This window comes from Streptomyces sp. NPDC058683 (assembly GCF_042716195.1).
Lineage (GTDB): Bacteria > Actinomycetota > Actinomycetes > Streptomycetales > Streptomycetaceae > Streptomyces.
On the sequence record NZ_JBHXSK010000034.1, the window covers coordinates 17,797 to 43,037 of the forward strand.

Sequence of the window (25,241 nt, forward strand, 5' to 3'; positions counted from 1 at the left end):
GGAGCATCCGCATGCCCTCGCACCATCCTCGACCTCCCCTGTCCAGACGGGGTTTCCTGATCGCGGGCGCCGGGGCGGGCGCCGCGCTCGGCCTCGCCGCCGTCCCCGCTCGGGCCGCCGTCGGCCGCCGTCCGTTCGGACGGTACGGGTCCCCCGCGCGCCGCCGCACCCCGGGGACCCTGTACGTCGACCCGTACGGCCGCGGCGACTTCACCACCGTGCAGGCCGCCGTCACCGCCGCCACCGGCAGCGGCTGGACCCTGGTCCTCGCCCCGGGCGTCTACCGGGAGACCGTCGCCGTCGACACCACCCGCACCGAGGCCACCTGGATCGGCGCCTCCGAGCACCCGCGTGACGTCGTCATCGTCTACGACAACGCGGCCGGCACCGCCAAGCCCGGCGGCGGGACCTACGGCACCACCGGCTCCGCCACCGCCACCGTGCAGGCCGACGACTTCACCGCCCGCTGGATCACCTTCGCCAACGACTGGCTGCGCGCCGACCACCCGGACATCAGCGGCACCCAGGCCGTCGCCCTCAAGGTGCAGGGCGATCGCAGCGCCTTCCACCACTGCCGGTTCGTCGGGCATCAGGACACCCTGTACGCCGACTCGACCGCCCTCGGCGTCTTCGCCCGCCAGTACTTCGCCCACTGCTATGCCGAGGGCGACGTCGACTTCGTCTTCGGGCGGGCGGCCGCGGTGTACGAGCGGTGCCACTTCCGCACCCTGGACCGGACCGACCTCGCGACCGCCCCGTACGGGTTCGTCTTCGCCCCCTCGACGGCGGTCCTCAACCCGCACGGCTATCTGGTGACCGAAAGCCGTGTCAGCAGCGAAGCCCCGCGCGCCGCCTACAAGCTGGCCCGCCCCTGGGTGCCCACCTCCGACACCACCGCCCGGCCCTCGCTCGTCGTCCGGGACAGCCTGCTCGGCCCCGGCATCGACGCGGTCGCGCCCTACACCGACATGTCGGACGCCTTCCCCTGGCAGAGCCAGCGCTTCGCCGAGTACCGCAACCTCGGCCCCGGCGCCGAGATCACGGTCGCCGCCAACCGGCCCCAGCTCACCGCCGAACAGGCCGGGTCCGCGACCCGGGAGGGCTGTCTCGGCGACTGGGCCCCGTGGAAGGAGCGCTGAGGTGCTGTCGAGACGCACTCTCCTCTCAACCGTCGCCGTGGGAGCCGCGTCGGCCTTCGCCCCGGACCGCGACCGCCGTGTCCTGCACGTCCGCCCCGGGGACTCCGTCCAGGCGGCCGTGGACGCGGTGTCCGGGCCGGGCCGGACGATCGTCGTCCACCCGGGGACGTACCGCGAAGTGGTCAGCGTGCCCGCGGACAAGGTGCGGTTGACCCTGCGGGGCGCGAGCCGGGATCCCCGGGCCGCGGTCATCGTCTTCGACCACGCCAACGGGACCCCGAAGCCGGACGGTTCGGGGACCTACGGCACGGCCGGCTCCGCGACCTTCACCTCCGCGGCGGCCGGACTCGTCGTACGGGATCTCACCCTCGCCAACGACTGGCTGCGCGCCGACCATCCGGAGATCACCGGGACCCAGGCCGTCGCCGCGTACCTCACCGGGGACCGTACGCACTTCGAGAACGTGCGGCTCCTCGCCCACCAGGACACCCTGTTCGCCGACACGACCGAACTCGGCTCCTTCGGCCGGCAGTTCTTCCACCACTGCTACGTCGAGGGCGATGTCGACTTCGTCTTCGGGCGGGCGGTCGCGGTGTACGAGAACTGCCACTTCCGCACCCTGCGGAGGGATGTCGACTTCACCCCCAAGGGCATGGTGTTCGCCCCCTCGACCGCCCGTGCCGATCCGCACGGGTTCCTCGCCGTCCGCTGCCGGTTCTCCTCCGGCGCGGAGGACGGGGCGTACAAGCTGGCGCGGCCCTGGGTGCCGACGTACGAGACCACCGCCTGGCCCTCGCTGGTCGTGCGGGACAGTCTCATCGGCCCCGGGATCGACCCCGTCGCGCCCTACACGAACATGCGGGACGCCTATCCCTGGCAGTCCATGCGGTTCCACGAGTACCGGAACACCGGGCCGGGCGCGGTGATCACCGTCCCCGACAACCGGCCCCAGCTCAGCGCCGCCGAGGCCGCGTCGCACACCCCCGCCGCCTACCTCGGCGACTGGAAACCCGTCCGCCAGCTCTGATCGACGAAAGGACCCGCACGTCATGCGTCGTATCAGCTCCTTCACCGCGCTCGCCGTGACCACCGCCTCGCTCGGACTGGCCGTGCTCGCCACCCCGGCGCACGCGGCCACCGTCGTGGTCAGCAACTCCACCGACCTGACCAACGCCATCAAGAACGCCACCGCCGGCACGGTCATCCAGGTCCGCGGCGGCACCTACTACCCGACCGCCACCCTCCAGTCCACCGCCAACGGCACCTCGTCGGCGCCGGTCACCCTCACCGCGTACGGCTCGGAGACCGTGAAGATCGACGGGTCCTCGCTGCCCTCCGGCTCCTGGATCCTCAAGCTGACCGCCGACTACTGGAACGTCTCCAACCTCACCTTCCAGAACTCCCCGGACAGCGCGGTCGTCTGCCAGTCCTGCACCGGGACCAACTGGAACAACATCAAGACCATCAACGGCGGCGACTCCGGCTTCACGCTCACCGGGGACGGGACCGTGAACAACACCGTCAAGAACATCGACTCCTACGGCAACTACGACGCCGCCACCCACGGCGAGAACGCCGACGGGATCGCCGTCAAGTTCGGCTCGGGGACCGGGAACCTGATCACCGCGGCGCGGACGTACAACAACTCGGACGACGGGATCGACTTCTGGTCCTTCTCCTCGCCGGTCACCGTCGAGCACACCTGGTCCTTCGGCAACGGCGTCAACCGCTGGGGCGACTCCGCGTTCGCTGGTGACGGCAACGGCTACAAGCTGGGCGGCGACGGCGAGGTGGTCGCGCACGTCGTCAACAACTCCGCCGCCTGGGGCAACACCGGCAACGGGTTCACCGAGAACTCCAACACCGGCGCGATCGTCATCAACCGCACCACCGCCTACGCCAACGGCAACTGGGGCTACTACTTCGCCACCAGTGCGGCCCGGCTCGGCAAGAACCTCGCGGTGAGCAACGGCAGCGGGCTGGTCAGCAAGGGCTCCTCGGTGGTGTCCGCCGGCAACAACTGGGACAGCGGCGTCAGCACCCCCGCCTTCAAGTCGACGGACGCCTCGACGACGTACAACGCCCGGCAGTCGGACGGGTCGCTGCCCGCGACCACCTTCCTGACGACGGGGAGCACGACCATCGGGGCCACCATGGACTAGGGCCTGCCTCCTTGGTCACGGCTGGGTCCGGACGAGGATGCCGACGGCCACCGAGCCGGCCTCGCCGCAGGCGGTGGCCGACTCGGTCGGACGGCTCCGGGACGACCGCACGGATGCCCCGGCGTATCCGGTCGACTGACCGGCCCGTCGAAGAGACACGCGCTAGAGGCCGGCCCCGGCTCGGGGCCGGATCCGGGGGCGGACGGTCATCCGCAGGGTGTGCGGCCTCACGGTGAGCCGGGCGACCTGGCGGATGACCTGGCCCTCGGAGAGCTCCAGCCGTACCGAACGCAGCATCGTCGCGAGCGCCGTGACCATCTCGGTGAGGGCGAGACGGTCCCCCATGCACTTGTGCTTGCCGTCCCCGAAGGGCAGGAACGCGCCCGGCGGAAGCTCCTGCGCGGGGTCGGCCCACCGGTCCGGGGCGTAGGTCTCCGGGTCGGGAAAGCGCTCAGGGTCACGGTGCAGGGCGTGCTGGCAGTAGGCCAGTTCGGTGCCGGCGGGCAGCGTCCACCCGCCGAGCCGGGTCTCCTCGATGGTGCGGCGGGTGACCAGCCAGCCGGGGTGGTGCAGCCGCAGGGTCTCGGTGATCACCCGGTTCAGGTACGGCAGCCGGGGCACGTCGTCGAAGGTGACCGGCCGGTCTCCGAGGACCTCGTGCAGCTCGGCCAGGATCCGGGCCTCGATGTCGGGGTGGCGGGCGAGTTCGTACAGGGTCCAGGACAGCACCGACGCGGTGGTCTCGGTGCCCGCCACGGCCAGGGTGAGGATCTCGGAGCAGATCTGATGCCCGGTCAGCGGCTCGCCGGTCTCCTCGTCGACGGCGCGCAGCAGCATGGAGAGCATGTCCCCGGTGTCGTGCCCGGAGGCCTTCAGTTCGTCGACGGCGGTGTTGATGGTGGCGCGTACGCCGGCCCGGGCCCGGTCGAAGCGGCGGTTGAAGGGCAGCGGCAGGCGCTCGGCCCAGTCGGGCACCATGATGCGCACGCCGACGTCGTTCAACACCACTGACAGGTCGCTGCGCAGCCGGCGGAAGACGGCGTCGTCGAGGCTGCCGGCGAACACCGTCCTGGCCAGCATGTCGAGGCTGAGCCCGACCATCGCCTCTCGTACGTCGAGGGTTCGCCCGGGTTCCCAGCCTGCGACGGTGGCTGTCACCTCGGCGCGCATGAGGTCGACGTAGCGGCTGATCTCGGTGTGGGCGAACGCCGGTTGGAGCTGGCGGCGTTTGCGCACGTGGTTCCGGCCGACGGCCGTGACGACACTGTCGCCCAGCAACTGGCCGAGCTTGTCGTAGAGCCGGCCCTTGTCGAGGGAGGGCCCCAGAGCCTTGAGCATCTGGTGGATCAGGGCCGGGTCCTGGACCACGATGGTGCGCGTCCCGGGTTGCAGGACGATCTCGACGAGTGGCTCCCGTGTCTCCCGCAGCGAGTCGATGAAGCCGAGGTTGTCGCGCATCTTCAGCGCGTGGCCGATGAACGGAAACGATCCTGCGGCTCGGGGTATGGGGGGAGGCGCGGTGGACGTCACGAGTCATCCCTTCGCGGCAATCATGGGCGCCCTTATGACTTCCCTGAGCTTTCCTCGGCGCAATCCTGTCATGAACGTGTCCTGCACCACGTGGCACGAGCTGGTGGTGAGCCGCTCCGGTCGTGTGCCGGCCGTACGGTCGCCGCGACGGCCCGGTGGTGAGTATCGATCAGATAAAGGGCTCGCCGAATTCCGTGTGATGCGCGTAGACATGGCGTGACCTGGTGCAACACCCACCCGACTCAGACCCGGAGATTCCATGCGGAAATCACACAGAGCAGTCGCCGTCACCGCCGCCTGTGCGCTCGCCGGCGGCGCCCTCTACGGCGCCGGTGCCGCCACGGCCGGCCAGTCGACCGCGAACTCCACCCACGAGCCCTACAACATCGGGCTCCTGGTGAAGGACATCGACACCTACTACGGCACCGCCGCCGACGCGGGCGGCGTCTACCAGGCGTCGCCGACCAGCCCGTACGCCAAGGACCTGGCGCGTCTCGACAAGGACGCCGAGCGGTACATCGACCGGGCCGCGCGCAAGGCCCACCGCAAGGGCGAGAAGCCCGCGGTCGTCTTCGACATCGACGACACGCTGCTGCTCAGCCTCGACTACGAGAAGCGCTACAACTACACGTACAACTCCGCCACCTGGGCGGCCTACGTCAACAAGGCCGACCGTCCGGGCGTCTTCGGCAGCGCCGGGCTGGTGCAGTACGCGAAGCAGAAGGGGGTGGAGGTCTTCTACAACTCCGGTCTCAGCGAGGCGCAGCGCACCGCCGCCGTCGAGAACCTGAAGAAGATCGGCGCCGACGTGAACCTCGACGCCGGGCACATGTTCCTCAAGGACGCGGCCAATCCGCCGTCGTACCTGAGCGGTTGCGCCACCGCGGGCAGCTGGACCTGCACGACCGTGCAGTACAAGTCCGGCACCCGCGAGCACATCGAGAAGGACCTCGGGTACGACATCATCGCCAACTTCGGCGACCAGTACTCGGACCTGGACGGCGGCCACGCGGACCGCACGTACAAGCTGCCGAACCCGACGTACTTCGTGTCGTAGGCCGTAGATCGTAGTCGGCACACGCGGCAACCCTTTCCGGCCACGGTGGCGACTGGGAGACAGAAACGGGCCGGGGCGGCCCCTCCGGCCCGTTTCGCTCCCCTCGTCGGCACGTCGTCATCGGCGACGTCAAGGAAAGGAACGGCCCGTGCGCTTCAGCACCGGACGCCACCGCAGGACCCGTACCCTCTCGATCGCCGCGGCGGTGGCCGTCGCCGCGGGGGCGACAGGCGTCTACCTCGGTCTGTCGAACGGCGGTGCCCAGGCCGCCACCAGCACGGTCACCGTCGCGACCACCGCACAGCTGGAGTCGGCCGTGGCGAACGCCACCGCCGGTGCCGTCATCCAGGTCCGCGCGGGCACCTACTACCCGACCGCCACCCTGAAGTCGACGGTCAGCGGCACCGCTTCGAACCGCATCACGCTCAAGGCCTACAGCGGCGAGAAGGTGAGGATCGACGGCTCCAAGCTGCCCGCCGGCTCCTGGCTCACCGGGATCTACGGCAGCTACTGGACCGTGCAGGACCTCACCTTCCAGAACTCCCCGGCCCAGGGCTTCGTCGTCACCTCGTCCACCGGCGGCGTCTTCAAGAACCTGGTCACCGCGGACAACGGCGACTCCGGGTTCACCCTGCGCGGCGACGGCACCGTGAACAACCTCGTCCAGAACCTGGACAGCTACGGCAACTACGACAAGGCCGGGCACGGCCAGAACGCCGACGGGATCGCCATCAAGTTCGGTTCGGGCACGGGCAACAAGGTGACCGGCGCCCGCCTCTACAACAACTCGGACGACGGGCTGGACCTCTGGCAGTTCTCCTCCCCGGTCGCCATCGAGCACAGCTGGGCCTTCGGCAACGGCAAGAACCGCTGGAACGACTCCGCGTTCGAGGGCAACGGCAACGGGTTCAAGCTGGGCGGCGGGGGCGTCGCCGTCGCACACGTCGTCAGCGGCAACGCCGCCTGGGACAACACGCTGAACGGGTTCACCGAGAACTCCAACACCGGCGCGATCGTGCTGAACCGCAACACGGCCTACGCCAATGCCCAGGCCGGGTTCTTCTTCGAGACCGGCAAGGCACGGCTGGCGCGGAACCTGGCGGTGGGCGACAAGGGTGGCGCGGACAAGCTGGGGTCCAGGGCCGTGTCCGCGGCGAACAGCTGGGACGGCGGGGTGAGCACGCCGGCGTTCAAGTCGACCGATGCGACGAGCGTGTACGGGGCGCGTGGCTCCGACGGCTCGCTGCCGGCGACCACGTTCCTGACTACGGGCTCCACCGCCATCGGGGCGACCATGAACTGAGGCCGCGGGTTTCGTTGTGGCTGGTCGCGCCCACGCGGCGGAGCCGCATATCGGTACAGCCCCGCGCCCCTAAGGGGCGCGGAGAGCCGCCGTTCCTTTATGAGTCCCCGTCGGCTGTCGTGTGCGTCGCGAAGTCGCCCGTCACCGCGTGCTGCTTGCCGCCCGCGCTGCCGGTGATCGTGTAGCTGTCCTTCTTGGCGTCGCGGCCGCCCTGCTCGTGGTTGTACTGGCCCGCGAACACCCACTCGCCGACCGCGACCTTGCGGTCCGGCTTGAGCGTCCACGTGTAGACCAGGAAGCCGTCCTGCTCGGCGACCGACTGCGTGAAGTCGGTCTCCGGCAGGGAGCGCCAGGCTCCGGCGTTGGACACCCCGCCTGTCTGGGCCACCTTCAACTGCACGGTGAGCGCGGTCAGTTGCTCCGAGATCTTCAGGGTGACGTCGGACTGCGCCCAGAAGTCGTTGCTGTGCGGGTCCACCGAGCCGTCCGACCACAGCGGCCCGTCCTGCTCGCCGTCGGCGACCGGAGCCGCCGGGGTGGCGGAGGTCTTCGCGGTCGCGGAGGGGGTCGGACTCGCCGTCGGGGAGGAGGACTTCGGGGGCGTGCCGGGGGACGGCGGGACCGCCGGGCGGGACGGCGGCCGGGAGGTGGTGCCCGGGGACGCGGACGGCGTCGGCGACACCGCGACCGTCTTCTCGGTGGGCGTCTCCTTCACGGCCGAGGCGACCGCGTAGCCGCCGATGCCGAGGACCGCGGCGACCGCCGCCGTGGCGCTGACCACCCGGACCCAGCCGAACACGGGCGGAAGGGTGGCGCGATGGCCGGGGCGGGCCTGCGCGGCCATGCTCCGCTCGACCCGGGCCAGGATGCGGGCGCGGTCGGGTTCGTGCTCCTCGGCCGCCTCGTGCAGCCGGGCGCGCAGCTCGTCGTGCACGTCCTGCTGCCTCATCGGTTCCTTCCTCCGCTTTCACCGGCGCGCGGCGCCATCGCCGCGTGCACCCGCTGCGGCACACCCTGGGAGTCGCCGAGCAGTCTCTGCAGCTCGGCCATGCCCTTCGAGGTCTGGCTCTTAACGGTACCCACCGAGATCCCGAGGGCGAGCGCGGTGTCCTTCTCCGACAGGTCGAACGCGTGCCGGAGCACCACACACGCCCGTTTGCGGAACGGCAGGCGGCGCAACGCCCCCTGGACGTCGACCACTCCGGCGACGTCCGGGTTCTCGGTCCTCTCCTCGCGGTGCGACCAGAACAGGGCGATACGGCGCCGCTCGCGCACGGCGCTGCGGATGCGGGTGCGGGCCAGGTTGGCGACGACACCCCGGGCGTAGGCCACCGGGTGGTCGGCCGCGCGCACCCGGTCCCAGCGGTGCCACAGCGCCAGCAGGGCGTCGGCGGCCAGGTCGTCGGCGGCGTCGGCCTCGCCGGTCAACATGTGGGCGAGGCGGGAGAGTTCGGCGTAGTGGCGTTCGAAGAAGGCGTGGAACTCCGCGGCGGCGGCGTCGTCGACGACTGTGCCCACGGGTGACCTCTTCTGTCAGGGTGGCTGCGTCATGCGCGTCCATGTCATGCGAATGACAGGTGTATCGATATGCGAACGCCCGGAGGAGCGTTCCGGCGAGATCCGGAGCGTAGCAGTGATCTTTTTGTGTGTGCCGAACGGGGGTTCGGTGACGGTCCGGTCGACCGGAGTCCATCAGGCCTGATTCCGTAACACGGAGAAAACCTGAAACAGGTTCAACGCGGGAACAATCCAGCCAGCATCCGCACACGATCGCTCAGGCAACGAGGAGTACGACCATGTCCGAGTCGCAGAAGGTGGACGAGCGGCAGGGCGCCGCGCCACCTGCCGGGAACACCGTCGACCGGTTCTTCAAGATCTCCGAACGGGGGTCCACCTTCGGCCGGGAGATACGCGGCGGCTTCGCCACGTTCTTCACCATGGCCTACATCCTTGTCCTGAACCCCATCATCCTCGGCAGCGCCAAGGACAAGTTCGGCCACACTCTCGACACCGGCCAACTGGTCACCGCCACCGCGCTGGTGGCCTGTGTGATGACGGTCATCATGGGCGTCGGCGGCAACCTGCCGCTGGCGATCGCGGCCGGGCTCGGCCTCAACGCCGTCGTGGCCTTCCAGTTGGCGCCGCTGATGAGCTGGTCCGACGCGATGGGCCTGGTCGTCCTCGAAGGCATCCTGATCTGTGTGCTGGTGGTGACCGGCCTGCGCGAAGCGATCATGAACGCGATCCCGCAGGCGATGAAGCAGGCGATCGGGGTCGGCATCGGTCTGTTCATCGCCTTCATCGGCTTCGTCGACGCCGGGTTCGTCAGCCGGATCCCGGACGCCGCGAACACCACCGTGCCGGTGCAGCTGGGCGCCGTCGGCCGGCTCACCGGCTGGCCCGTACTGGTCTTCTGTCTTGGCGTGCTCCTGACCATCGCGCTGGTCGCGCGCAAGGTGAAGGGCGCGATCCTGATCAGCATCGTCACGATGACCGTCGTGGCGATCGTCATCGACTCGGTCGCCGACATCAAGAGCTGGGGCCTGACCACGCCGAAGGTCCCCGACAAGATCGTCGAAGCCCCCGACTTCGGACTCGTCGGCCACTTCAGCCTGTTCGGCGGCTTCGCCGAGGCCGGTGTCCTCACCGCCGTCCTGCTGGTCTTCACGCTGATCCTGTCCGACTTCTTCGACGCCATGGGCACGATCGTGGGCATCAGCGCGGAGGCCGGGCTGCTGGACGAGAAGGGTCAGGTGCCCGGCATCGGGCGGGTGCTGTTCATCGACGGCGCGGCCGCGGTGGCCGGCGGTGTGGGCTCGGCCTCCTCCAACACGGCGTACATCGAGTCGGCGGCGGGGGTGGGCGAGGGCGCGCGCACCGGCTTCGCCAACCTGATCACCGGCGGGCTGTTCGGACTCGCGCTCTTCCTGACGCCGCTGCTGACGATCGTGCCGCTCCAGGCGGCGGCGCCCGCGCTGATCGCCGTGGGCTTCCTGATGATGACCCACGTCAAGCACATCGACTGGGACAAGTACGAGATCGCCATCCCGGCGTTCCTGACGATCGCCGCGATGCCGTTCACCTACTCGATCACCGACGGCATCGGGGCGGGGTTCCTGGCGTATGTGGTGATCAAGGCGGTGCTGGGCAAGGCGAAGGAGGTCAGCTGGCTGCTGTGGGTGGTGTCGGGGCTGTTCCTGGTGTACTTCGCGATCGATCCGGTGGAGCAGGTGCTGGGCGTGAAGTAGGGGGTGGGGCGCGGGGGTGCGTCGTCGGCCGCGGGTTCGTCGTGGCTGGTCGCGCCCCCGCGGCGGAGCCGCATATGAATACAGCCCCGCGCCCCTGACGGGGCGCTTATTTGAGCGCCGCCTGCATCATCGCCTTCGCCACCGGCGCCGCCAGCCCGTTGCCGCTGACCTCCGACCGTGCCGCGTCCGACTGTTCGACCAGGACCGCCACCGCGACCTCCTTGCCCGTGCTGTCGGACTTGCCGTACGACGTAAACCAGGCGTACGGCGTCTTGGAGTTGTTCTCGCCGTGCTGGGCGGTGCCCGTCTTGCCGCCCACCGTCACGCCGTCGATCTGCGCGTTCGTACCGGTGCCCTGCTCGACGACCGTCTGCATCGCGGACTGCAACTGCTGGGCCGTGCCGGAGCTGACGATCTGCTCGGTGCCGGCGTCGTCGTAGTTCTTCAGCAGATCACCACCGCTGTCGGTGATCTGCGAGACCATGTGCGGCGAGACCAGCTTGCCGTCGTTGGCTATGGCGGCCGACACCATGGCCATCTGGAGCGGGGTCGCCGTGACGTCGAACTGGCCGATGCCGGAGAGACCGGTCTGGGCCTTGTCCATGTCCGACGGGTAGACGCTCGCGTAGGCCCGCACCGGGATGTCCTGCTTGGCGTTGTTGAAGCCGAACTTCTCGGCCATCGCCCGCACCTTGTCCTGGCCGAGGTCGACGGCCATCTTGCCGAAGACGTTGTTGCAGGAGTAGCGCAGCGCCGTGCGGATCGAGGCGTCCTCGCAGGGGGCCGTGCTGCTCTCGTTCTTCAACGGGGTCGTCGTGCCCGGCAGGGTGTACGGGTTCGGGCTGTCGGTCTTGTCGTCGACGTTCGCGTAGAGGCCGTCCTCCAGCGCCGCCGCCGCGACCACCAGCTTGAACGTCGAACCCGGCGGCAGCGGCTGGCGCAGCGCCCGGTTGGTGAGCGGCTTGTCCGCGTCCGCGTTCAGCTTCTTCCAGGCCGTACCGGCCGTGTTGGCGTCGGTGAGCGAGGAGGGGTCGTACGACGGGGTGGACACGACCGCGAGGATCTTGCCGGTCTTCGGGTCGATCGCGACCGCCGCGCCCTTCTTGCCGCCGAGCGCCTGGTACCCCGCCTTCTGGACGGCCGGGTCGATCGTCGTGATCACGTTGCCCGGGTCGGCGCGCTGGTCGGTGACCGTGTCCATGACCGTCTTCAGCCGGCTGTCGGTGCCGTTCAGCAGATCCTGGTAGATGCCCTCCAGCTGGGTCGGGGCATAGCTCTGCGAGGCGTAGCCCGTCACGGCCGCGTACAGCTTGCCGTCCGTGTACGTGCGCTTGTACCTGAGGTCGCTGCTGCTCGGGGTCCGTGCCGAGCCGGTGATCGACTCACCGGCCATGATGATGTTCCCGAGCGGCCGCGAGTACGTCTCGATCGCGTTGCGCCGGTTGTCCGTGTCGTCCGCGAGGGCCTGGCCGTCGTAGAACTGCACCCATGTCGCCCTGACCAGCAGAGCGAGCACGAGCAGCAGCGCGAAGACGGACGCCCGCCTGATCGTCTTGTTCATCCCGCTCAGACAGACGAGCGAAGACGGGTCCTCCGTTCCCTTACAGGCGGATTTCTCATCGTTCGTTCATGCGACGCCGCCCTAAAGCCGTCGCGTCGCCAGCGTCAGACGGTCCCGGGCGTCGAACAGGGCGTCCTTGATCATCTGTTCGTGGGCGGGGGTGAGGCGGGCCACCGGGACCGAGCAGCTGATCGCGTCGCGGGCCGGGGTGCGGTAGGGGATCGCCACACCGAAGCAGCGCAGCCCGAGCGTGTTCTCCTCGCGGTCGATCGCGAAGCCCTGCTCGCGGATCTGGTGGAGCTCCTCGATGAGCTTCTCGCGGTCCGTGAGGGTGTGCTCGGTGAGCGCCGGGAGGGTCTCCGGGAGCAGCTTGCGGACCTGCTCGTCGGTGTGGGTGGCGAGCAGCGCCTTGCCGAGGGAGGTCGAGTGCGCGGGGAGCCGGCGGCCGACCCGGGTGAAGGGGCGCAGGTAGTGCTGGGACTGGCGGGTGGCGAGGTACACCACGTTCGTGCCGTCGAGGCGTGCCAGGTGGATGGTCTCCGTGGTGTCGTCGGAGAGCCGGTCCAGGGTCGGGCGGGCCGCCGCGACCACCTCGTCGCCGTCGATGTACGAGGTGCCGACCAGCAGGGCCCGGACCCCGATGCCGTACCGGGTGCCGGTCGCGTCCGTCTCCACCCAGCCCAGCTCCACGAGGGTGCGCAGCAACATGTAGAGGCTGGACTTGGGATATCCGACGGCCTCCTGGACCGCCGCGAGGGAGTGCATTCCGGGCCGGCCGGCGAAGTACTCGAGCAATTCCACGGTCCGTACCGCGGATTTGACCTGTGCCCCGCCGCCTGTCTCGCCTGCCGACATCGCCCTTGACCCCTTCGTTGGACGAGAAACCGAGGATATAGTCTCCGACATCGTATTCATCATCAGAGACAGCGTTCAGTATATCGAACATCCCTGGTGAGTGACCCGGATCTGCGGCAGAACGCACTACATGGAGGGACCTGCGGTGACAGCAGCACCAGTCTGGAGTGTCGACCCGCGCACCGGGAAGCAGCGTGAACAGGTTGCGGTGGAGGCCACAGCCCAGGAGGTGGACGCCACCGTCACCGCGGCGCACGCCGCACGCGGCTCCCTCGCCGACCGCACGGTCCGCGCGGCCTTCCTGCGGTCCGCCGCCGACGGACTCGACGCGGCCAAGGACCACCTCGTGGAGGCCGCCGACGCCGAGACCGCGCTCGGCCCGGTCCGGCTCACCGGCGAACTCGCCCGCACCACCTACCAGCTGCGCGCGTTCGCCGACATCGTCGACGAGGGCGCCTTCCTCGACGTCATCATCAACCACCCCGACGCGACCGCCACCCCGCCCGTCCCCGACCTGCGCCGCTACAAGGTCCCGCTGGGCGTCGTCGCCGTCTACTCCGCCTCCAACTTCCCCTTCGCCTTCTCGGTCGCCGGCGGCGACACCGCGAGCGCGCTGGCCGCGGGCAACCCGGTCGTCGTCAAGGCCCACCCCGACCACCCGGGCCTGTCCGAGCTGGTCGCCAAGGTGCTGCGGCGGGCCGCCGCCCAGCACGGCATCCCCGCCGAGGCGGTCGGTCTCGTGCACGGCTTCGAGGCCGGCATCGAGCTGATCAGGCACCCGCTGATCGCCGCGGCCGGCTTCACCGGTTCGGTACGGGGCGGGCGGGCGCTCTTCGACGCGGCCGCCGCGCGTCCGGTCCCGATCCCCTTCCACGGTGAGCTGGGCTCCCTCAACCCCGTCCTCGTCACCCAGGCCGCGGCCGCCGAGCGCGGCGGGGAGATCGGCACCGGGCTCGCCGGGTCGATGACGCTGGGCGTCGGCCAGTTCTGTGTGAAGCCGGGCCTGGTCCTGGTGCCGGCCGACGCCGGCGGTGACGGCCTGCTCAAGTCCCTCACGGACGCGGTCAGCGACACCGACGCGGGGGTGCTGCTCGACCACCGGATGCGGGACAACTTCGTCGCCGGGGTCGCCGAGCGCGCCGAACTCCCCGACGTGGAGAGCCCGGTGACGCCGGGGGCGGGCGGCGAGCACACCGTCAGCGCGGGGTTCCTCACGGTGCCGGCGAGCCGGCTGGCCGAGGAGGGGGCGTACGACCTGCTCCTGGAGGAGTGCTTCGGGCCGGTGACCGTGGTGGTCCGGTACGCGGACCGCGGTGAGGCGACGGCGGTGCTGTCGCGGCTGCCGGGGAATCTCACGGCGACGGTGCACGTCTCCGCGGAGGAGGCCGCGGGGGAGGGGCTCGGGGCGGAGATCCTCGCGGAGCTCACGCCGCTGGCCGGGCGGGTGCTGGTCAATGGATGGCCGACGGGGGTTGCTGTGGCCCCGGCCCAGCATCACGGTGGGCCCTACCCTGCCACGACGTCTACGTCTACTTCTGTGGGCGGTACGGCCATCGAGCGGTGGTTGCGGCCGGTGGCGTATCAGGGGGTGCCGGAGGCTTTGCTGCCGGCGGAGTTGCGGGATGACAATCCGCTGGGGCTTCCTCGGCGGTTCGACGGGGTGCTGGAGCGGTAGCGCCGTAAGGGGTGCGGGTGCGTCGCGGGGTGCCGGTCCGATGTGGCTGGTCGCGCCCACGCGGCGGAGCCGCATATCGGCACAGCCCCGCGCCCCTTAGGTTGGCTGTACCTTGGTCGGCTTCGAAGTTCTGCTGACACAATTCGACCATGGACGTGAAACTTCCCGAACTACCCTTCCCTCTCCGTACCTACGGGCCCGACGGGCACTGGTCCTATGAGGACGGTGTGCTCACCGGGTGGGCCGGGGCCCGGCAGGATCGGTTCGTGTCGCCCACCGGGGAGGCCCTGGATCCCGCCTCGGACGCGCCCCGGCTGCTCGGGGCGCCCGAGGGGGACTTCCAGCTGATCGCCCGGGTCACCGTCGGCTTCCGTGCCGCCTTCGACGCCGGTGTGCTGTACGTCCACGTCGGCGACCGGGCCTGGGCCAAGCTCTGTCTGGAGAACTCGCCGGACGTCCCCACCGTCTGCACGGTGGTCACCCGTGGCCACTCCGACGACGCCAACGCCTTCACCGTGGAGGGGAGTTCGGTCTGGCTGCGGATCAGCCGGACCGGGCGGGCGCTCGCCTTCCACGCCTCCCGCGACGGCAGGAGATGGGTCTTCGTGCGGCTGCTCACGCTGGGCGGCGAGAAGGAGACGGAAGATGCGCTGGTCGGCTTCATGACCCAGTCGCCGATAGGGGAGGGGTGCGTGGTGACGTACGACCACATCGAGTTCAGGCCCGACTGGCCGGCCGACCTCCGCGACGGAAGCTGAGCGGGACGGCCGCGGCGACAGGGACGCCCGTGGAACCGGTGCGGGCGCGGTCACGTCCTCCGTTGCATGATCAGTGACCGTGTGGCCGACGCGCTGGTGATCCGCACCGCCCTGTCCGCCGAAGCCGAGACCATTGGCGAACTGCACTTCCGGGCCCGTTCGACGTACTACCCGGACGGTGCCCCGCAGGACGACATCGACTGGACCGAGGCCTGGCGCGGCTCCATCGAGCGCCCCGACGTGCAGGTGCTGTGTGCCGTCGCGCACGGCCGGATCGTCGGCATCGCCTCGTTCCGTACCCCGGAGGGCGCGTCCGCGGAAACGGTCAAGCTGTTCCAGTTCCATGTCGACCCCGGCCGCTGGCGGGCCGGTATCGGCACCGCCCTGCACACGGCCTGCGTGGAGGAGTGGCAGGCCGACGGCAGGCGGACGGCCGTGCTCGACGTGCACGTCGACAACCGGCGGGCCCAGGCCTTCTACGCCCGCCAGGGCTGGGTGCCGGACCCGGAGCAGCCGCTCGGCGACGGTGATCATCACCTGTGTCTGCGGTATGCGGTGGACGGGGAATGAAGGGTGCTGGTTGAAGGTTCAGGTAGTTGAAGACGTCTGACTACCTGGAGAGAGCCGACAGCATGCGCGTGGAGATCTGGTCCGATATCGCTTGCCCCTGGTGCTATGTCGGAAAGGCCCGTTTCGAGAAGGCGCTCGCCGCCTTCCCGCACCGCGACGAGGTCGAGGTCGTGCACCGGTCCTTCGAGCTGGACCCCGGCCGCGCCAAGGACGACGTCCAGCCCGTGCTGGCGATGCTCACCAAGAAGTACGGCATGAGCGCGGCGCAGGCCCAGGCCGGTGAGGAAAACCTGGGTGCCCAGGCCGCCGCCGAGGGCCTCGACTACCAGACCCGCGGCCGGGACCACGGCAACACCTTCGACATGCACCGGCTGCTGCACTTCGCCAAGGAGCAGGGCCGCCAGGACGAGCTGATCCAGCTCCTGTACCGGGCGAACTTCGCCGAGGAGCGGTCCCTGTTCACCGAGGGCGCCGAGCGGCTCGTCGAGCTGGCCGTGGCGGCCGGGCTGGACGCGGAGGCCGTGCGCGGGGTGCTCGCCGACCCGGCCCGCTACGCCGACGACGTCCGCGCCGACGAGCGCGAGGCCGCCGAGCTCGGTGCCAACGGGGTGCCCTTCTTCGTCCTCGACCGGAAGTACGGGGTCTCCGGCGCCCAGCCCGCCGAGGTCTTCACCCAGGCGCTCAGCCAGGCCTGGGGCGCGCGTTCCCCGCTCCAGCTCCTCGACGAGGGTGGCGCCGAGGCCTGCGGGCCGGACGGGTGCGCGGTGCCGCAGCACTGAGAAACCCCAGGTCAGGGCGGTCGTATAAGCAGTGCTTAGCGGTTCTGCGTAAAAATCCGCAATGGACGGGGGGTTCCGTGGGCCGCAGAGTGGAGCCATGGAGACCACGGAGACGTTCGAGAGCCTCGTCCGCGCCGAGTTCACCCCGAAGAGCACCTTCCTCAACACCGCCAGCAACGGCCTGCTGCCCGCCCGCACCGTCACCGCCCTGCACGAGGCGGCCCTGCTGCGGGCCGAGGGCCGGCCGCTGACCTCGCTGTACGAGGACGTGGAGGCCACCCGGGCCGCGTACGCCCGGCTGGCCGGCGTCCCCGCGACCCGGGTCGCGGTGGGCGCCTCGGTCGCCGCGCACTCCGGGGTGATCGCCGCCTCGCTGCCGGCCGGCGCCGAAGTCCTCACCGCCGAGGACGACTTCACCTCCGTACTGAACCCGTTCCACGTCCGCGGCGACCTCAAGGTCCGCTCCGTGCCGCTGGAGCGGATCGCCGAGTCGGTCCGCCCCGGTACCGCGCTGGTCGCGGTCAGCGCCGCCCAGTCCGCGGACGGCCGCCTCGCCGACCTGCCCGCTCTGCGGGAGGCGGCCCGCGAGCACGGGGCGCGTACCTACGTCGACTTCTCCCAGTCGGCCGGCTGGCTCCCGATGGACGCCGGCGGCTACGACTTCTCGGCCGCGGTCTCCTTCAAGTGGCTGCTCGGCCCGCACGGCACCGCCTTCCTCGTGGTCCCCGAGGACTTCGGCGGGCTGACCCCGCTGCTCGCGGGCTGGGTCGCGGGCGAGGAGCCGTGGGACAGCTGCTACGGCCCGGTCGCCGAACTCGCCCACTCCGCCCGCCGGTTCGACCTCACCCACGCCCTGTTCACCTTCGCGGGCCTGCGCCGCTCCCTCGACCTGATCGAGGAACTCGGGGTGGCCGCCGTCCATGCCCACGACGTGGCCCTCGCCGACCGGTTCCGGGCCGGACTCGCCGGCCTCGGCCACGCGCCCCTGCCCGCCGCGGGCTCGGCGATCGTCTCGGTGCCGGGACTCGGCGGCCGGCAGCCGGAACTGAGCCGGGCCGGCATCGAGGTCTCCAACCGGGCGGGCAACCTGCGGGCCGCGTTCCACCTGTACAACACCGCCGCGGACGTGGACCGGCTCCTGGACGTGCTCGGCGGCTGACGACACGACCGGGCCGGGACCCCGTCCCACGGGAGGTCCCGGCCCGGCCGGCTCAGGGGGAGATCACCGCACGGGCGTGAAGTCCCTGGCTCCGATGCTGTGTCCGATGGCCGCTGCGCGGCGGGCAAGCCGGCTGAGCAACCGCGTTCACCGCACGGGCGTGAAGTCCCTGGCCCCGATGAACTCCGGCCGCCGTACCGGTGCCGAGAACGGCTCCACCGCCGCGTTCTCCACGCTGTTGAACACGATGAAGACGTTGCTGCGCGGGAACGGCGTGATGTTGTCGCCGGAGCCGTGCATGCAGTTGCAGTCGAACCAGGTCGCCGAACCGGCCCGGCCCGTGAACAGCTTGATGCCGTACTCGCCGGCCATCGCGGTGAGCGCCTCGTCCGAGGGCGTGCCCGCGTCCTGCATCTGCAGCGACTTCTTGTAGTTGTCCTCGGGCGTGGCGCCGGCGCAGCCCAGGAACGTCCGGTGCGAGCCGGGCATGATCATGAGCCCGCCGTTGGTGTCGTGGTTCTCGGTCAGCGCGATCGAGACCGACACGGCCCGCATGTTCGGCAGCCCGTCCTCGGCGTGCCAGGTCTCGAAGTCCGAGTGCCAGTAGAAGCCACTGGCCCCGAACCCGGGCTTGACGTTGATCCGCGACTGGTGGACGTAGACGTCCGAGCCGAGGATCTGCCGGGCCCGGCCGACCACGCGCTGGTCGCGCACCAGGTTCGCGAACACCTCGCTGATCCGGTGCACCTCGAAGACGGACCGGATCTCCTTGGACTTCGGCTCGACGATGGAGCGCTCGTCGGCCCGGATCGCCGGGTCGGCGACCAGCCGCTCCAGTTCCTCCCGGTACACGGCGACCTCGTCGTCCGCGAGGAGCTGGTCGATGGCGAGGAAGCCGTCCCGCTCGAACGCCTCCAGCCGGTCCGTGGCGATCGGCCCGGCCGCACCGGGCGCCGACCAGACGACCGGGTCCTTGCGGGGGACGGAGACCTCGACCGGGCCACGGCTCGGGTACAGGTCGGTGATCGTGGTCATGGGTCAGCCCTCCTCCGTCAGCAGGGGATAGACGCCGTTCTCGTCGTGGTCCTCCCGCCCGGTGACCGGCGGGTTGAACACGCAGATGCAGCGGAAGTCCTCCTTGACGCGCAGCGTGTGCCGCTCGTGCCCGTCGAGGAGGTACATGGTGCCGGGCGTGATCGTGTACGACGTCCCGGTCTCGCGGTCGGTCAGCTCGGCCTCGCCCTCGACGCAGACCACGGCCTCGATGTGGTGGGCGTACCACATCGACGTCTCCGTGCCCGCGTAGAGGATCGTCTCGTGCACCGAGAAGCCGACCCGCTCCTTGGCGAGGACGATGCGTTTGCTCTCCCAGGTCCCGGACGCGGCCTTGACATGCCGGTCGGTGCCTTCGATCTCCTTGAACGAACGGACGATCACGGTGGTGAACAGCCTCCTTGCTAGATCCTGGTCAGACGGTCTCCCGGACGGCCCGGGCGAGGATGCTCAGCCCCTCGTCCAGCTCGTCCGGGGTCGTGGTCAGGGCGGGCAGCAGCTTGACGACCTCGCTCTCCGGCCCCGACGTCTCGATGAGCAGCCCCAGTTCGAAGGCGCGTGCGGCGATCCGCCCGGCCCGCGCCTTCTCGTGGAACTCCATGCCCCACACCAGACCCCGGCCCCGGTACTCCCGCACGTCGGCGAGGTTCTCCTCGACGATCGCGATGAGCGCCTGCTCGACCTGCTCGCCCTTGGCCCGGGTCTGCTTCTCCATCGCCGGGCCGTCGGTCCAGTAGGTCTCCAGGGCGGCGGTCGCGGTGACGAAGGCGGGGTTGTTGCCGCGGAAGGTGCCGTTGTGCTCGCCCGGCTCCCACACGTCCAGCTCGGGCCGGAACAGGCACAGCGACATGGGAAGCCCGTAGCCGCTGATGGACTTCGACACCGTGACGATGTCGGGGACGATCCCGGCCTCCTCGAAGGAGAAGAAGGCACCCGTCCGCCCGCAGCCCATCTGGATGTCGTCGACGATCAGCAGCATGTCCTGCCGCTCGCACAGCTCCTTGAGGGCGCGCAGCCACTCGGGCCGGGCGACGTTGATGCCGCCCTCGCCCTGCACGGTCTCCACGATCACCGCGGCGGGCTTGTTGAGGCCCGACCCCTGGTCCTCGAGCAGCCGCTCGAACCAGAGGAAGTCCGGGACGGTCCCCTCGAAGTAGTTGTCGAACGGCATCGGCGTCCCGTGCACCAGCGGGATCCCGGCCCCGGCCCGCTTGAACGCGTTGCCGGTGACGGCCAGCGACCCGAGGGACATCCCGTGGAAGGCGTTGGTGAACGACACGATCGCCTCGCGCCCCTTCACCTTTCGCGCCAGCTTCAGCGCGGACTCCACGGCGTTGGTGCCCGTCGGCCCCGGGAACATCACCTTGTACGGCAGGTCACGCGGCCGCAGCACCAGGTCCTGGAAGGTCTGGAGGAACGACCGCTTGGCGGTGGTCGACATGTCGAGGCCGTGGGTGACCCCGTCACGTTCCAGATAGTCGAGCAGCGCCCGTTTCAGCACAGGGTTGTTGTGGCCGTAGTTGAGTGATCCGGCGCCGGCGAAGAAGTCCAGGTACTCGTGGCCGTCCTCGTCGTACATCCGGCTGCCCCGGGCCCGGTCGAACACGGTCGGCCAGGCACGGCAGTAGCTGCGGACCTCGGACTCCAGGGTCTCGAAGACACTCAGGTCGGGCTGGATGATGGTCACAGGAGGCTCCTCAGTGCGATGTGGGGGTCAAGGGGCCGATGCGGTACAGGACTTCGGGGTCGTGCGGACCGTCGGGGAACTCGCCGGCCTCGAACAGCACGGTGCGTTCCACGGTGGCGCCGTGCCGGGCGGCGTACGAGGTGAACAGCCGCTCGGAGGCGGTGTTCCCGGGCGTGATGGTGGTCTCGACGGCGGTGAGCGGCCGTTCGGCGGCCACCCGCGCCGTCAGTCCGTCCAGCAGCTGCGCCGCGACACCGCGCCCGCGCTGCACGGCGTCCACGGCCACCTGCCAGACGAGCAGCGTGTCCGGGCGGTCCGGCCGGGTGTATCCGGTCACGAATCCGACGGGCTCGCCGTCCGCGCCGCGCGCCACCGCCGACGTGCCGGCGAAATCCCGGCACCACAGCAGATAGCTGTACGAGGAGTTCAGGTCGAGGCTTCCGGAATCCTTTGCGATACGCCACAGGGCGGCGCCGTCGGTCACCATCGGGCGCTCGACGATCAGGTCTGCTAGTGGGGCGGTCATGCGCACTGAATTTAGCGAGGCAAATGCAAAAATGCACGGCAGGTGCTGTTGCCAGCCCAATCCGCCGTGCCTGTATGTGCCGATATTTCCCACCACAAACCGGGCAAATGACCCGCTTATGTGGAGTGCGTCACAGGGTTGAAACCTGGATGAAATTCCCCCGGTTTAGCTCCGCAAAAAGCGGGCAGAAGATCTCGGGTAAGCCATCGTTCAAAAGGGAATTCGGAATTGCTTTGAATTCAGATGCCCTTAACGCTTTCGATACGCCGTCGACGGCGGGGCCGAGTCCCTCGGCGGTGGTGGCACCGGCAGTGGTGCCACCCGCCCGCTTCCGGCCCTTATCGCCAGACGGACTCCACCGCCCGCCGGGCCGCCTCCGGATCCACCGTCCGGCCCTGCTTCGCCAGCCCCGCGCCGAGCGCCGCCAGGCTCGACCGGACCGCGCCCACCGCCGCGTCCACCCCGTAGTGGTTCACCCGGATCATCTCCGCGGCCAGCGCGCCCCCGCCCGCGGCCAGCGGCAGCGTGCCGTCGCCCGCCAGCGCCTCGGCGACCAGCTCCGAGGCCACCACGCCCGAGGGCACCCGCAGCGTCGTGGCGACCGGCGCCGCGTCCGACTCCTCGTACACGTACGGCTCCAGGCCGCCGCCCAGGGCCACCGCCCCGGCCCGGGTGGCCAGCGCCGCCGTACGGTGACGGCGCATCACCGTCTCCAGGCCGTCCGCCTCGATCCGCTCCAGGCACGCCTCCAGCGCGAGCATCTCCAGCTGCGCCGGCGCGTGCAGCAGCGCCTTGCGGCCGCCGTCGATCCAGCGTTCCTTCCAGTCCAGCAGCGACAGGTACGACCGGCGCGGGGCTTGCGGGTTGGCCGCCATCCGGGCCCACGCCCGCGCGCTCACCGACACCGCGGAGACACCGGCCGGACCGCCCATCGCCTTCTGCGCCCCGATCACGCACAGGTCCACGCCCCAGGCGTCCGGCAGCACCGGCTCGGCCCCGACCGAGGCGACCGCGTCCAGATAGAAGAGGGCGCCCTGCTCGCGTACCACGGCGCCGATCTCCGCGACCGGGTTGGTGTTGCCGGTCGCCGCCTCCGCGTGCACCAGGGAGACGAAGTCGATCTCCGGGTGCTCGGCGAACGCCTCCCGGATCTGCGCGGCCGTCACGGCCGTGTGGAACGGCACCGTGAGGTCGATCACCGTCGCGCCGCAGTCCCGGAGCCAGTTCCCGAAGGTCTGCCCGTAGGGGCCGGTGATCACGTTCAGCGCGGTCGTCCCCGGCCCGGTCGTCGCCCTGATCGCGCCCTCCAGCGGCAGCAGCGCCTCGCCCTGCGTGATCACGACGTCCTGCCGGGTGTCCAGGAGCCGGGCCACGCGGTCCTCGATGGCGGCGAAGTGTGCGGCGCTCAGCGGGGGCAGGTCGAGGAAGGGGTGAGTCACGGCGGTGCTCTCTTCGATCGAGGAGGGGCGGATCAGCATGAGCGTAACCGGCACCCGCCGCGCCCCTGGGACCGGTGGTGACCGGCGACTTCTTAGGCCGGACGGCCTCACTGCCATCGGTTTGGTTTGAGATACCCCAACATCTCCTTATAATCGGAACCCGCAGAACCGGAATCCAAAGCTCCCTCACAACCTCGCGGGGAGCCCCACAGACCTACGGGAGGTCTCGTGACCACGCTCCTCGGGCGCCGCCGGGCTCGCGCCCTGGCCGCCGTCACCGCCGCGGCCGGACTGGCCCTCGTGGCCGGCTGCACGTCGAGCGGCAACGGCTCCAGCGCCTCCAGAACGGCCGCGGGCGGGGTCGAACTCGTCAAGACCGGTCAGCTCACCACCTGCACCCACCTGCCGTACCCGCCGTTCCAGTCGGAGATCGACGGCAAGGTGCAGGGCTTCGACGTGTCGATGATCGACCTGGTCGCCAAGAACCTCGGCGTGAAGCAGCAGATCCTCGACACGCCGTTCGAGAACTTCAAGACCGGCGCCTTCCTCAACTCCGGCGAGTGCGACCTGGCCGCGGCCGGCATGACCATCACCGCCGAGCGCAAGAAGAACGTCGACTTCTCCGACCCCTACTTCGACGCCACCCAGGCCCTGCTCGTCGACAAGAACAGCGGCATCACCTCCCTCGCCGACGCCAAGGCCAAGAAGGTCCAGCTGGGCGCCCAGGCGCAGACCACCGGCGAGGACTACGTCAGGAAGCAGGGCTTCGACCCGGTCTCCTTCGAGTCCTCCGACGCCGTCCTCAACGGCCTGCGCACCGGCCAGGTCAAGGCCGTCGTCATCGACTACCCGGTGGTCCAGGGCTGGCTGAAGGACAAGGCCAACGCCGCCGCCTTCCAGGTCGCCGGGCAGATCAACACCGGTGAGCAGTACGGCTTCACGGTCAAGAAGGGCAACACCAAGCTCCTCGCCGCCGTCAACAAGGCGATCGCCGACGCGAAGGCCGACGGCACGTACAAGAAGCTGTACGAGAAGTGGATCGGCCCCTACGACGGGTCGGCCGCCTCTCCGGCCGCCTCATGACGACCGCGGACACAGAACTCCAGCCTCGCAAGAAGGGCCTGACCCGGCGGCAGAAGCGCCGGCTGTCGCGCGGTGTGCAGTACGTCGTCTTCGTCGCCGCCGTGGTCGCCTTCGCGGCCGGCGCCGACTGGGGGCGGCTGCAGAACCAGTTCGCCCAGTGGGACATCGCCCGGCAGATGTTCCCGGACGTCATCACGCTGGCGCTGAAGAACACCGTGCTCTACACGGTGTCCGGCTTCGTCGTCGGCCTGGCGCTCGGCATGCTGATCGCGCTGATGCGGCTCTCCTCCGTCGGCCCCTACCGCTGGCTGGCCGGCATCTACATCGAGATCTTCCGCGGCCTGCCGGCCCTGCTGATCTTCATCTTCATCGGGGTCGCGGTCCCGCTCGCCTTCCCCGGCACGGAGATCATCGGCGGTACGTACGGCAAGGTGGCCCTGGCCCTAGGCCTGGTCGCCGCCGCGTACATGGCGGAGACGATCCGCGCGGGCATCCAGGCGGTCCCCAAGGGCCAGCTGGAGGCGGCTCGTTCGCTGGGCTTCTCCCCGGCCCGCGCGATGATCTCGATCGTCATCCCGCAGGCGTTCAGGATCATCCTCCCGCCCCTGACCAACGAGTTGGTCCTGCTGTTCAAGGACTCCTCCCTGGTCCTGTTCCTCGGCGTCACCCTGGAGGAGCGCGAACTGTCCAAGTACGGCCGTGACCTGGCCAGTACGACCGCCAACTCCACGCCGATCCTCGTCGCCGGCCTGTGCTACCTGCTGGTCACGATCCCGCTCGGCTTCGTGGTGCGCCGTATGGAGGCGAAGGCCCAGGAGGCCGTCAGATGAGCCGTCCCGAGATCGAGGTCAAGGACCTGCACAAGTCCTTCGGCGACAACGAGGTACTGCGCGGCATCGACCTGGAGATCGGCCAGGGCGAGGTCGTGTGCGTCATCGGCCCGTCGGGCTCCGGCAAGTCGACCCTGCTGCGTTGCGTCAATCTCCTTGAAGAGCCCACCAAGGGCCGGGTGTTCGTCGGCGGCACGGAGTTGACGGACCCCGATGTCGACATCGACGCCGTACGCCGCCGTATCGGCATGGTCTTCCAGCAGTTCAACCTCTTCCCGCACCTCACGGTGACCGAGAACCTCACGCTGCCGCAGCGGCGGGTGCTCCGGCGGGACAAGGCGCGGGCCGCGCGCGTGGCCGCCGAGAACCTGGCCCGCGTCGGCCTCTCGGAGAAGGCGAACGCCTACCCCGCCTCGCTCTCCGGCGGCCAGCAGCAGCGCGTGGCGATCGCCCGCTCGCTGTCGATGGGCCCCGAGGTGATGCTCTTCGACGAGCCGACCTCGGCCCTCGACCCGGAGCTGGTCGGGGACGTGCTGGCGGTGATGCGGATGCTGGCCCGGGAAGGCATGACCATGATGGTCGTCACCCACGAGATGACCTTCGCACGGGAGGTCGCCGACCGGGTCGTCTTCATGGACGGCGGGGTGATCGTGGAGGACGGCGCCCCCGACCGGGTCATCGGCAACCCGCAGCACGAGCGCACGCGCCATTTCCTGTCGCGCCTGCTGGATCCGGCGATGGCGGACGTGGAAGAGGGCCAGGACAGCGCCCCGTAAGGGGCGCGGGGCCGTGTTCCATGTGCGGCTTCGCCGCGTGGGCGCGACCAG

General features: G+C 70.0%; 24 protein-coding genes. 14 read left to right on the top strand and 10 right to left on the bottom strand.

Annotated elements, in window-relative coordinates:
• The first annotated feature begins 11 nt into the window (after positions 1–11).
• From ACFWXC_RS32625 to ACFWXC_RS32635, 3 genes are read left to right on the top strand one after another with little or no spacing between them, the layout of a single operon-like run.
• Complete coding sequence (locus tag ACFWXC_RS32625; RefSeq protein ID WP_384484177.1) at positions 12–1,139, top strand: pectinesterase family protein; 1,128 nt, start codon at positions 12–14, stop codon at positions 1,137–1,139.
• 4 nt (positions 1,140–1,143) lie between these two features.
• On the top strand, positions 1,144–2,166 hold the full coding sequence (locus tag ACFWXC_RS32630; protein WP_384484374.1) for a pectinesterase family protein: 1,023 nt from the start codon (positions 1,144–1,146) through the stop codon (positions 2,164–2,166).
• Between the two features lie 22 nt (positions 2,167–2,188).
• Positions 2,189–3,301: a chondroitinase-B domain-containing protein gene (locus ACFWXC_RS32635; protein WP_384484179.1), complete on the top strand. Its 1,113-nt coding sequence runs from the start codon at positions 2,189–2,191 to the stop codon at positions 3,299–3,301.
• Positions 3,302–3,463: 162 nt separating this feature from the next.
• On the opposite strand, the gene ACFWXC_RS32640 is transcribed toward ACFWXC_RS32635, so the two are convergent.
• Entirely contained in the window at positions 3,464–4,831 is a 1,368-nt protein-coding gene (locus tag ACFWXC_RS32640; protein WP_384484181.1) for a cytochrome P450, read from the bottom strand.
• A gap of 259 nt (positions 4,832–5,090) precedes the next feature.
• Between ACFWXC_RS32640 and ACFWXC_RS32645 the strand changes: the two genes are divergently transcribed.
• Positions 5,091–5,888 (top strand): HAD family acid phosphatase, encoded by a 798-nt coding sequence (locus ACFWXC_RS32645; protein ID WP_384484183.1) that lies wholly within the window; start codon positions 5,091–5,093, stop codon positions 5,886–5,888.
• A 148-nt stretch (positions 5,889–6,036) separates the two neighbouring features.
• Positions 6,037–7,191, top strand: a complete 1,155-nt coding sequence (locus ACFWXC_RS32650) for a right-handed parallel beta-helix repeat-containing protein (protein WP_384484185.1) — start codon at positions 6,037–6,039, stop codon at positions 7,189–7,191.
• 97 nt (positions 7,192–7,288) lie between these two features.
• Here ACFWXC_RS32650 and ACFWXC_RS32655 read toward each other — a convergent pair whose 3' ends face one another.
• The gene (locus ACFWXC_RS32655; RefSeq protein ID WP_384484187.1) at positions 7,289–8,140 is read right to left on the bottom strand and encodes a hypothetical protein; all 852 of its coding nucleotides are present in this window, start codon (positions 8,138–8,140) and stop codon (positions 7,289–7,291) included.
• The gene (locus tag ACFWXC_RS32660; protein ID WP_384484189.1) at positions 8,137–8,709 is read right to left on the bottom strand and encodes a SigE family RNA polymerase sigma factor; all 573 of its coding nucleotides are present in this window, start codon (positions 8,707–8,709) and stop codon (positions 8,137–8,139) included. The genes ACFWXC_RS32655 and ACFWXC_RS32660 overlap by 4 nt, the downstream gene beginning before the upstream one ends.
• 278 nt (positions 8,710–8,987) lie before the next feature.
• Between ACFWXC_RS32660 and ACFWXC_RS32665 the strand changes: the two genes are divergently transcribed.
• Positions 8,988–10,439, top strand: coding sequence for an NCS2 family permease (locus ACFWXC_RS32665; protein ID WP_384484191.1), 1,452 nt, complete (start codon positions 8,988–8,990; stop codon positions 10,437–10,439).
• Between the two features lie 106 nt (positions 10,440–10,545).
• On the opposite strand, the gene ACFWXC_RS32670 is transcribed toward ACFWXC_RS32665, so the two are convergent.
• Together ACFWXC_RS32670 and ACFWXC_RS32675 are read right to left on the bottom strand one after the other, a co-directional pair.
• Positions 10,546–12,000 (bottom strand): peptidoglycan D,D-transpeptidase FtsI family protein, encoded by a 1,455-nt coding sequence (locus tag ACFWXC_RS32670; RefSeq protein ID WP_384484193.1) that lies wholly within the window; start codon positions 11,998–12,000, stop codon positions 10,546–10,548.
• Positions 12,001–12,081: 81 nt separating this feature from the next.
• Positions 12,082–12,855 (bottom strand): IclR family transcriptional regulator, encoded by a 774-nt coding sequence (locus tag ACFWXC_RS32675; RefSeq protein WP_351694752.1) that lies wholly within the window; start codon positions 12,853–12,855, stop codon positions 12,082–12,084.
• Between the two features lie 145 nt (positions 12,856–13,000).
• Between ACFWXC_RS32675 and ACFWXC_RS32680 the strand changes: the two genes are divergently transcribed.
• The 5 genes from ACFWXC_RS32680 (at position 13,001) to ACFWXC_RS32700 (ending at position 17,796) form a co-directional block, all read left to right on the top strand.
• Positions 13,001–14,530 carry an aldehyde dehydrogenase (NADP(+)) gene (locus ACFWXC_RS32680; protein ID WP_384484195.1) on the top strand — a complete coding sequence of 510 codons (1,530 nt, stop codon included), beginning with the start codon at positions 13,001–13,003 and terminating at the stop codon, positions 14,528–14,530.
• Between the two features lie 149 nt (positions 14,531–14,679).
• A complete protein-coding gene (locus ACFWXC_RS32685; RefSeq protein WP_384484197.1) occupies positions 14,680–15,288 on the top strand; it encodes a DUF1349 domain-containing protein in 609 nt (202 codons plus the stop codon).
• A gap of 66 nt (positions 15,289–15,354) precedes the next feature.
• A complete protein-coding gene (locus tag ACFWXC_RS32690; RefSeq protein WP_384484199.1) occupies positions 15,355–15,858 on the top strand; it encodes a GNAT family N-acetyltransferase in 504 nt (167 codons plus the stop codon).
• Positions 15,859–15,920: 62 nt separating this feature from the next.
• Positions 15,921–16,637 (top strand): DsbA family oxidoreductase, encoded by a 717-nt coding sequence (locus ACFWXC_RS32695; RefSeq protein ID WP_384484376.1) that lies wholly within the window; start codon positions 15,921–15,923, stop codon positions 16,635–16,637.
• A 97-nt stretch (positions 16,638–16,734) separates the two neighbouring features.
• Positions 16,735–17,796 (top strand): aminotransferase class V-fold PLP-dependent enzyme, encoded by a 1,062-nt coding sequence (locus ACFWXC_RS32700; RefSeq protein ID WP_384484201.1) that lies wholly within the window; start codon positions 16,735–16,737, stop codon positions 17,794–17,796.
• A gap of 147 nt (positions 17,797–17,943) precedes the next feature.
• On the opposite strand, the gene thpD is transcribed toward ACFWXC_RS32700, so the two are convergent.
• The 5 genes from thpD to ACFWXC_RS32725 all read right to left on the bottom strand — a co-directional run bounded on the left by thpD (position 17,944) and on the right by ACFWXC_RS32725 (position 22,501).
• Positions 17,944–18,831: an ectoine hydroxylase gene (thpD, locus tag ACFWXC_RS32705; protein ID WP_384484203.1), complete on the bottom strand. Its 888-nt coding sequence runs from the start codon at positions 18,829–18,831 to the stop codon at positions 17,944–17,946.
• Positions 18,832–18,834: 3 nt separating this feature from the next.
• Positions 18,835–19,233, bottom strand: a complete 399-nt coding sequence (locus ACFWXC_RS32710; RefSeq protein ID WP_384484205.1) for an ectoine synthase — start codon at positions 19,231–19,233, stop codon at positions 18,835–18,837.
• Between the two features lie 31 nt (positions 19,234–19,264).
• The gene (gene ectB / locus ACFWXC_RS32715; RefSeq protein WP_384484207.1) at positions 19,265–20,536 is read right to left on the bottom strand and encodes a diaminobutyrate--2-oxoglutarate transaminase; all 1,272 of its coding nucleotides are present in this window, start codon (positions 20,534–20,536) and stop codon (positions 19,265–19,267) included.
• Between the two features lie 10 nt (positions 20,537–20,546).
• A complete protein-coding gene (gene ectA, locus ACFWXC_RS32720) occupies positions 20,547–21,062 on the bottom strand; it encodes a diaminobutyrate acetyltransferase (protein ID WP_384484209.1) in 516 nt (171 codons plus the stop codon).
• 338 nt (positions 21,063–21,400) lie between these two features.
• Entirely contained in the window at positions 21,401–22,501 is a 1,101-nt protein-coding gene (locus tag ACFWXC_RS32725; protein ID WP_384484378.1) for a pyridoxal-phosphate-dependent aminotransferase family protein, read from the bottom strand.
• Between the two features lie 228 nt (positions 22,502–22,729).
• Between ACFWXC_RS32725 and ACFWXC_RS32730 the strand changes: the two genes are divergently transcribed.
• From ACFWXC_RS32730 to ACFWXC_RS32740, 3 genes are read left to right on the top strand one after another with little or no spacing between them, the layout of a single operon-like run.
• Complete coding sequence (locus tag ACFWXC_RS32730) at positions 22,730–23,584, top strand: ABC transporter substrate-binding protein (RefSeq protein ID WP_384484211.1); 855 nt, start codon at positions 22,730–22,732, stop codon at positions 23,582–23,584.
• Entirely contained in the window at positions 23,581–24,414 is an 834-nt protein-coding gene (locus ACFWXC_RS32735) for an amino acid ABC transporter permease (RefSeq protein ID WP_384484213.1), read from the top strand. The genes ACFWXC_RS32730 and ACFWXC_RS32735 overlap by 4 nt, the downstream gene beginning before the upstream one ends.
• The gene (locus tag ACFWXC_RS32740) at positions 24,411–25,190 is read left to right on the top strand and encodes an amino acid ABC transporter ATP-binding protein (RefSeq protein ID WP_384484215.1); all 780 of its coding nucleotides are present in this window, start codon (positions 24,411–24,413) and stop codon (positions 25,188–25,190) included. The genes ACFWXC_RS32735 and ACFWXC_RS32740 overlap by 4 nt, the downstream gene beginning before the upstream one ends.
• Positions 25,191–25,241 lie beyond the last annotated feature (51 nt).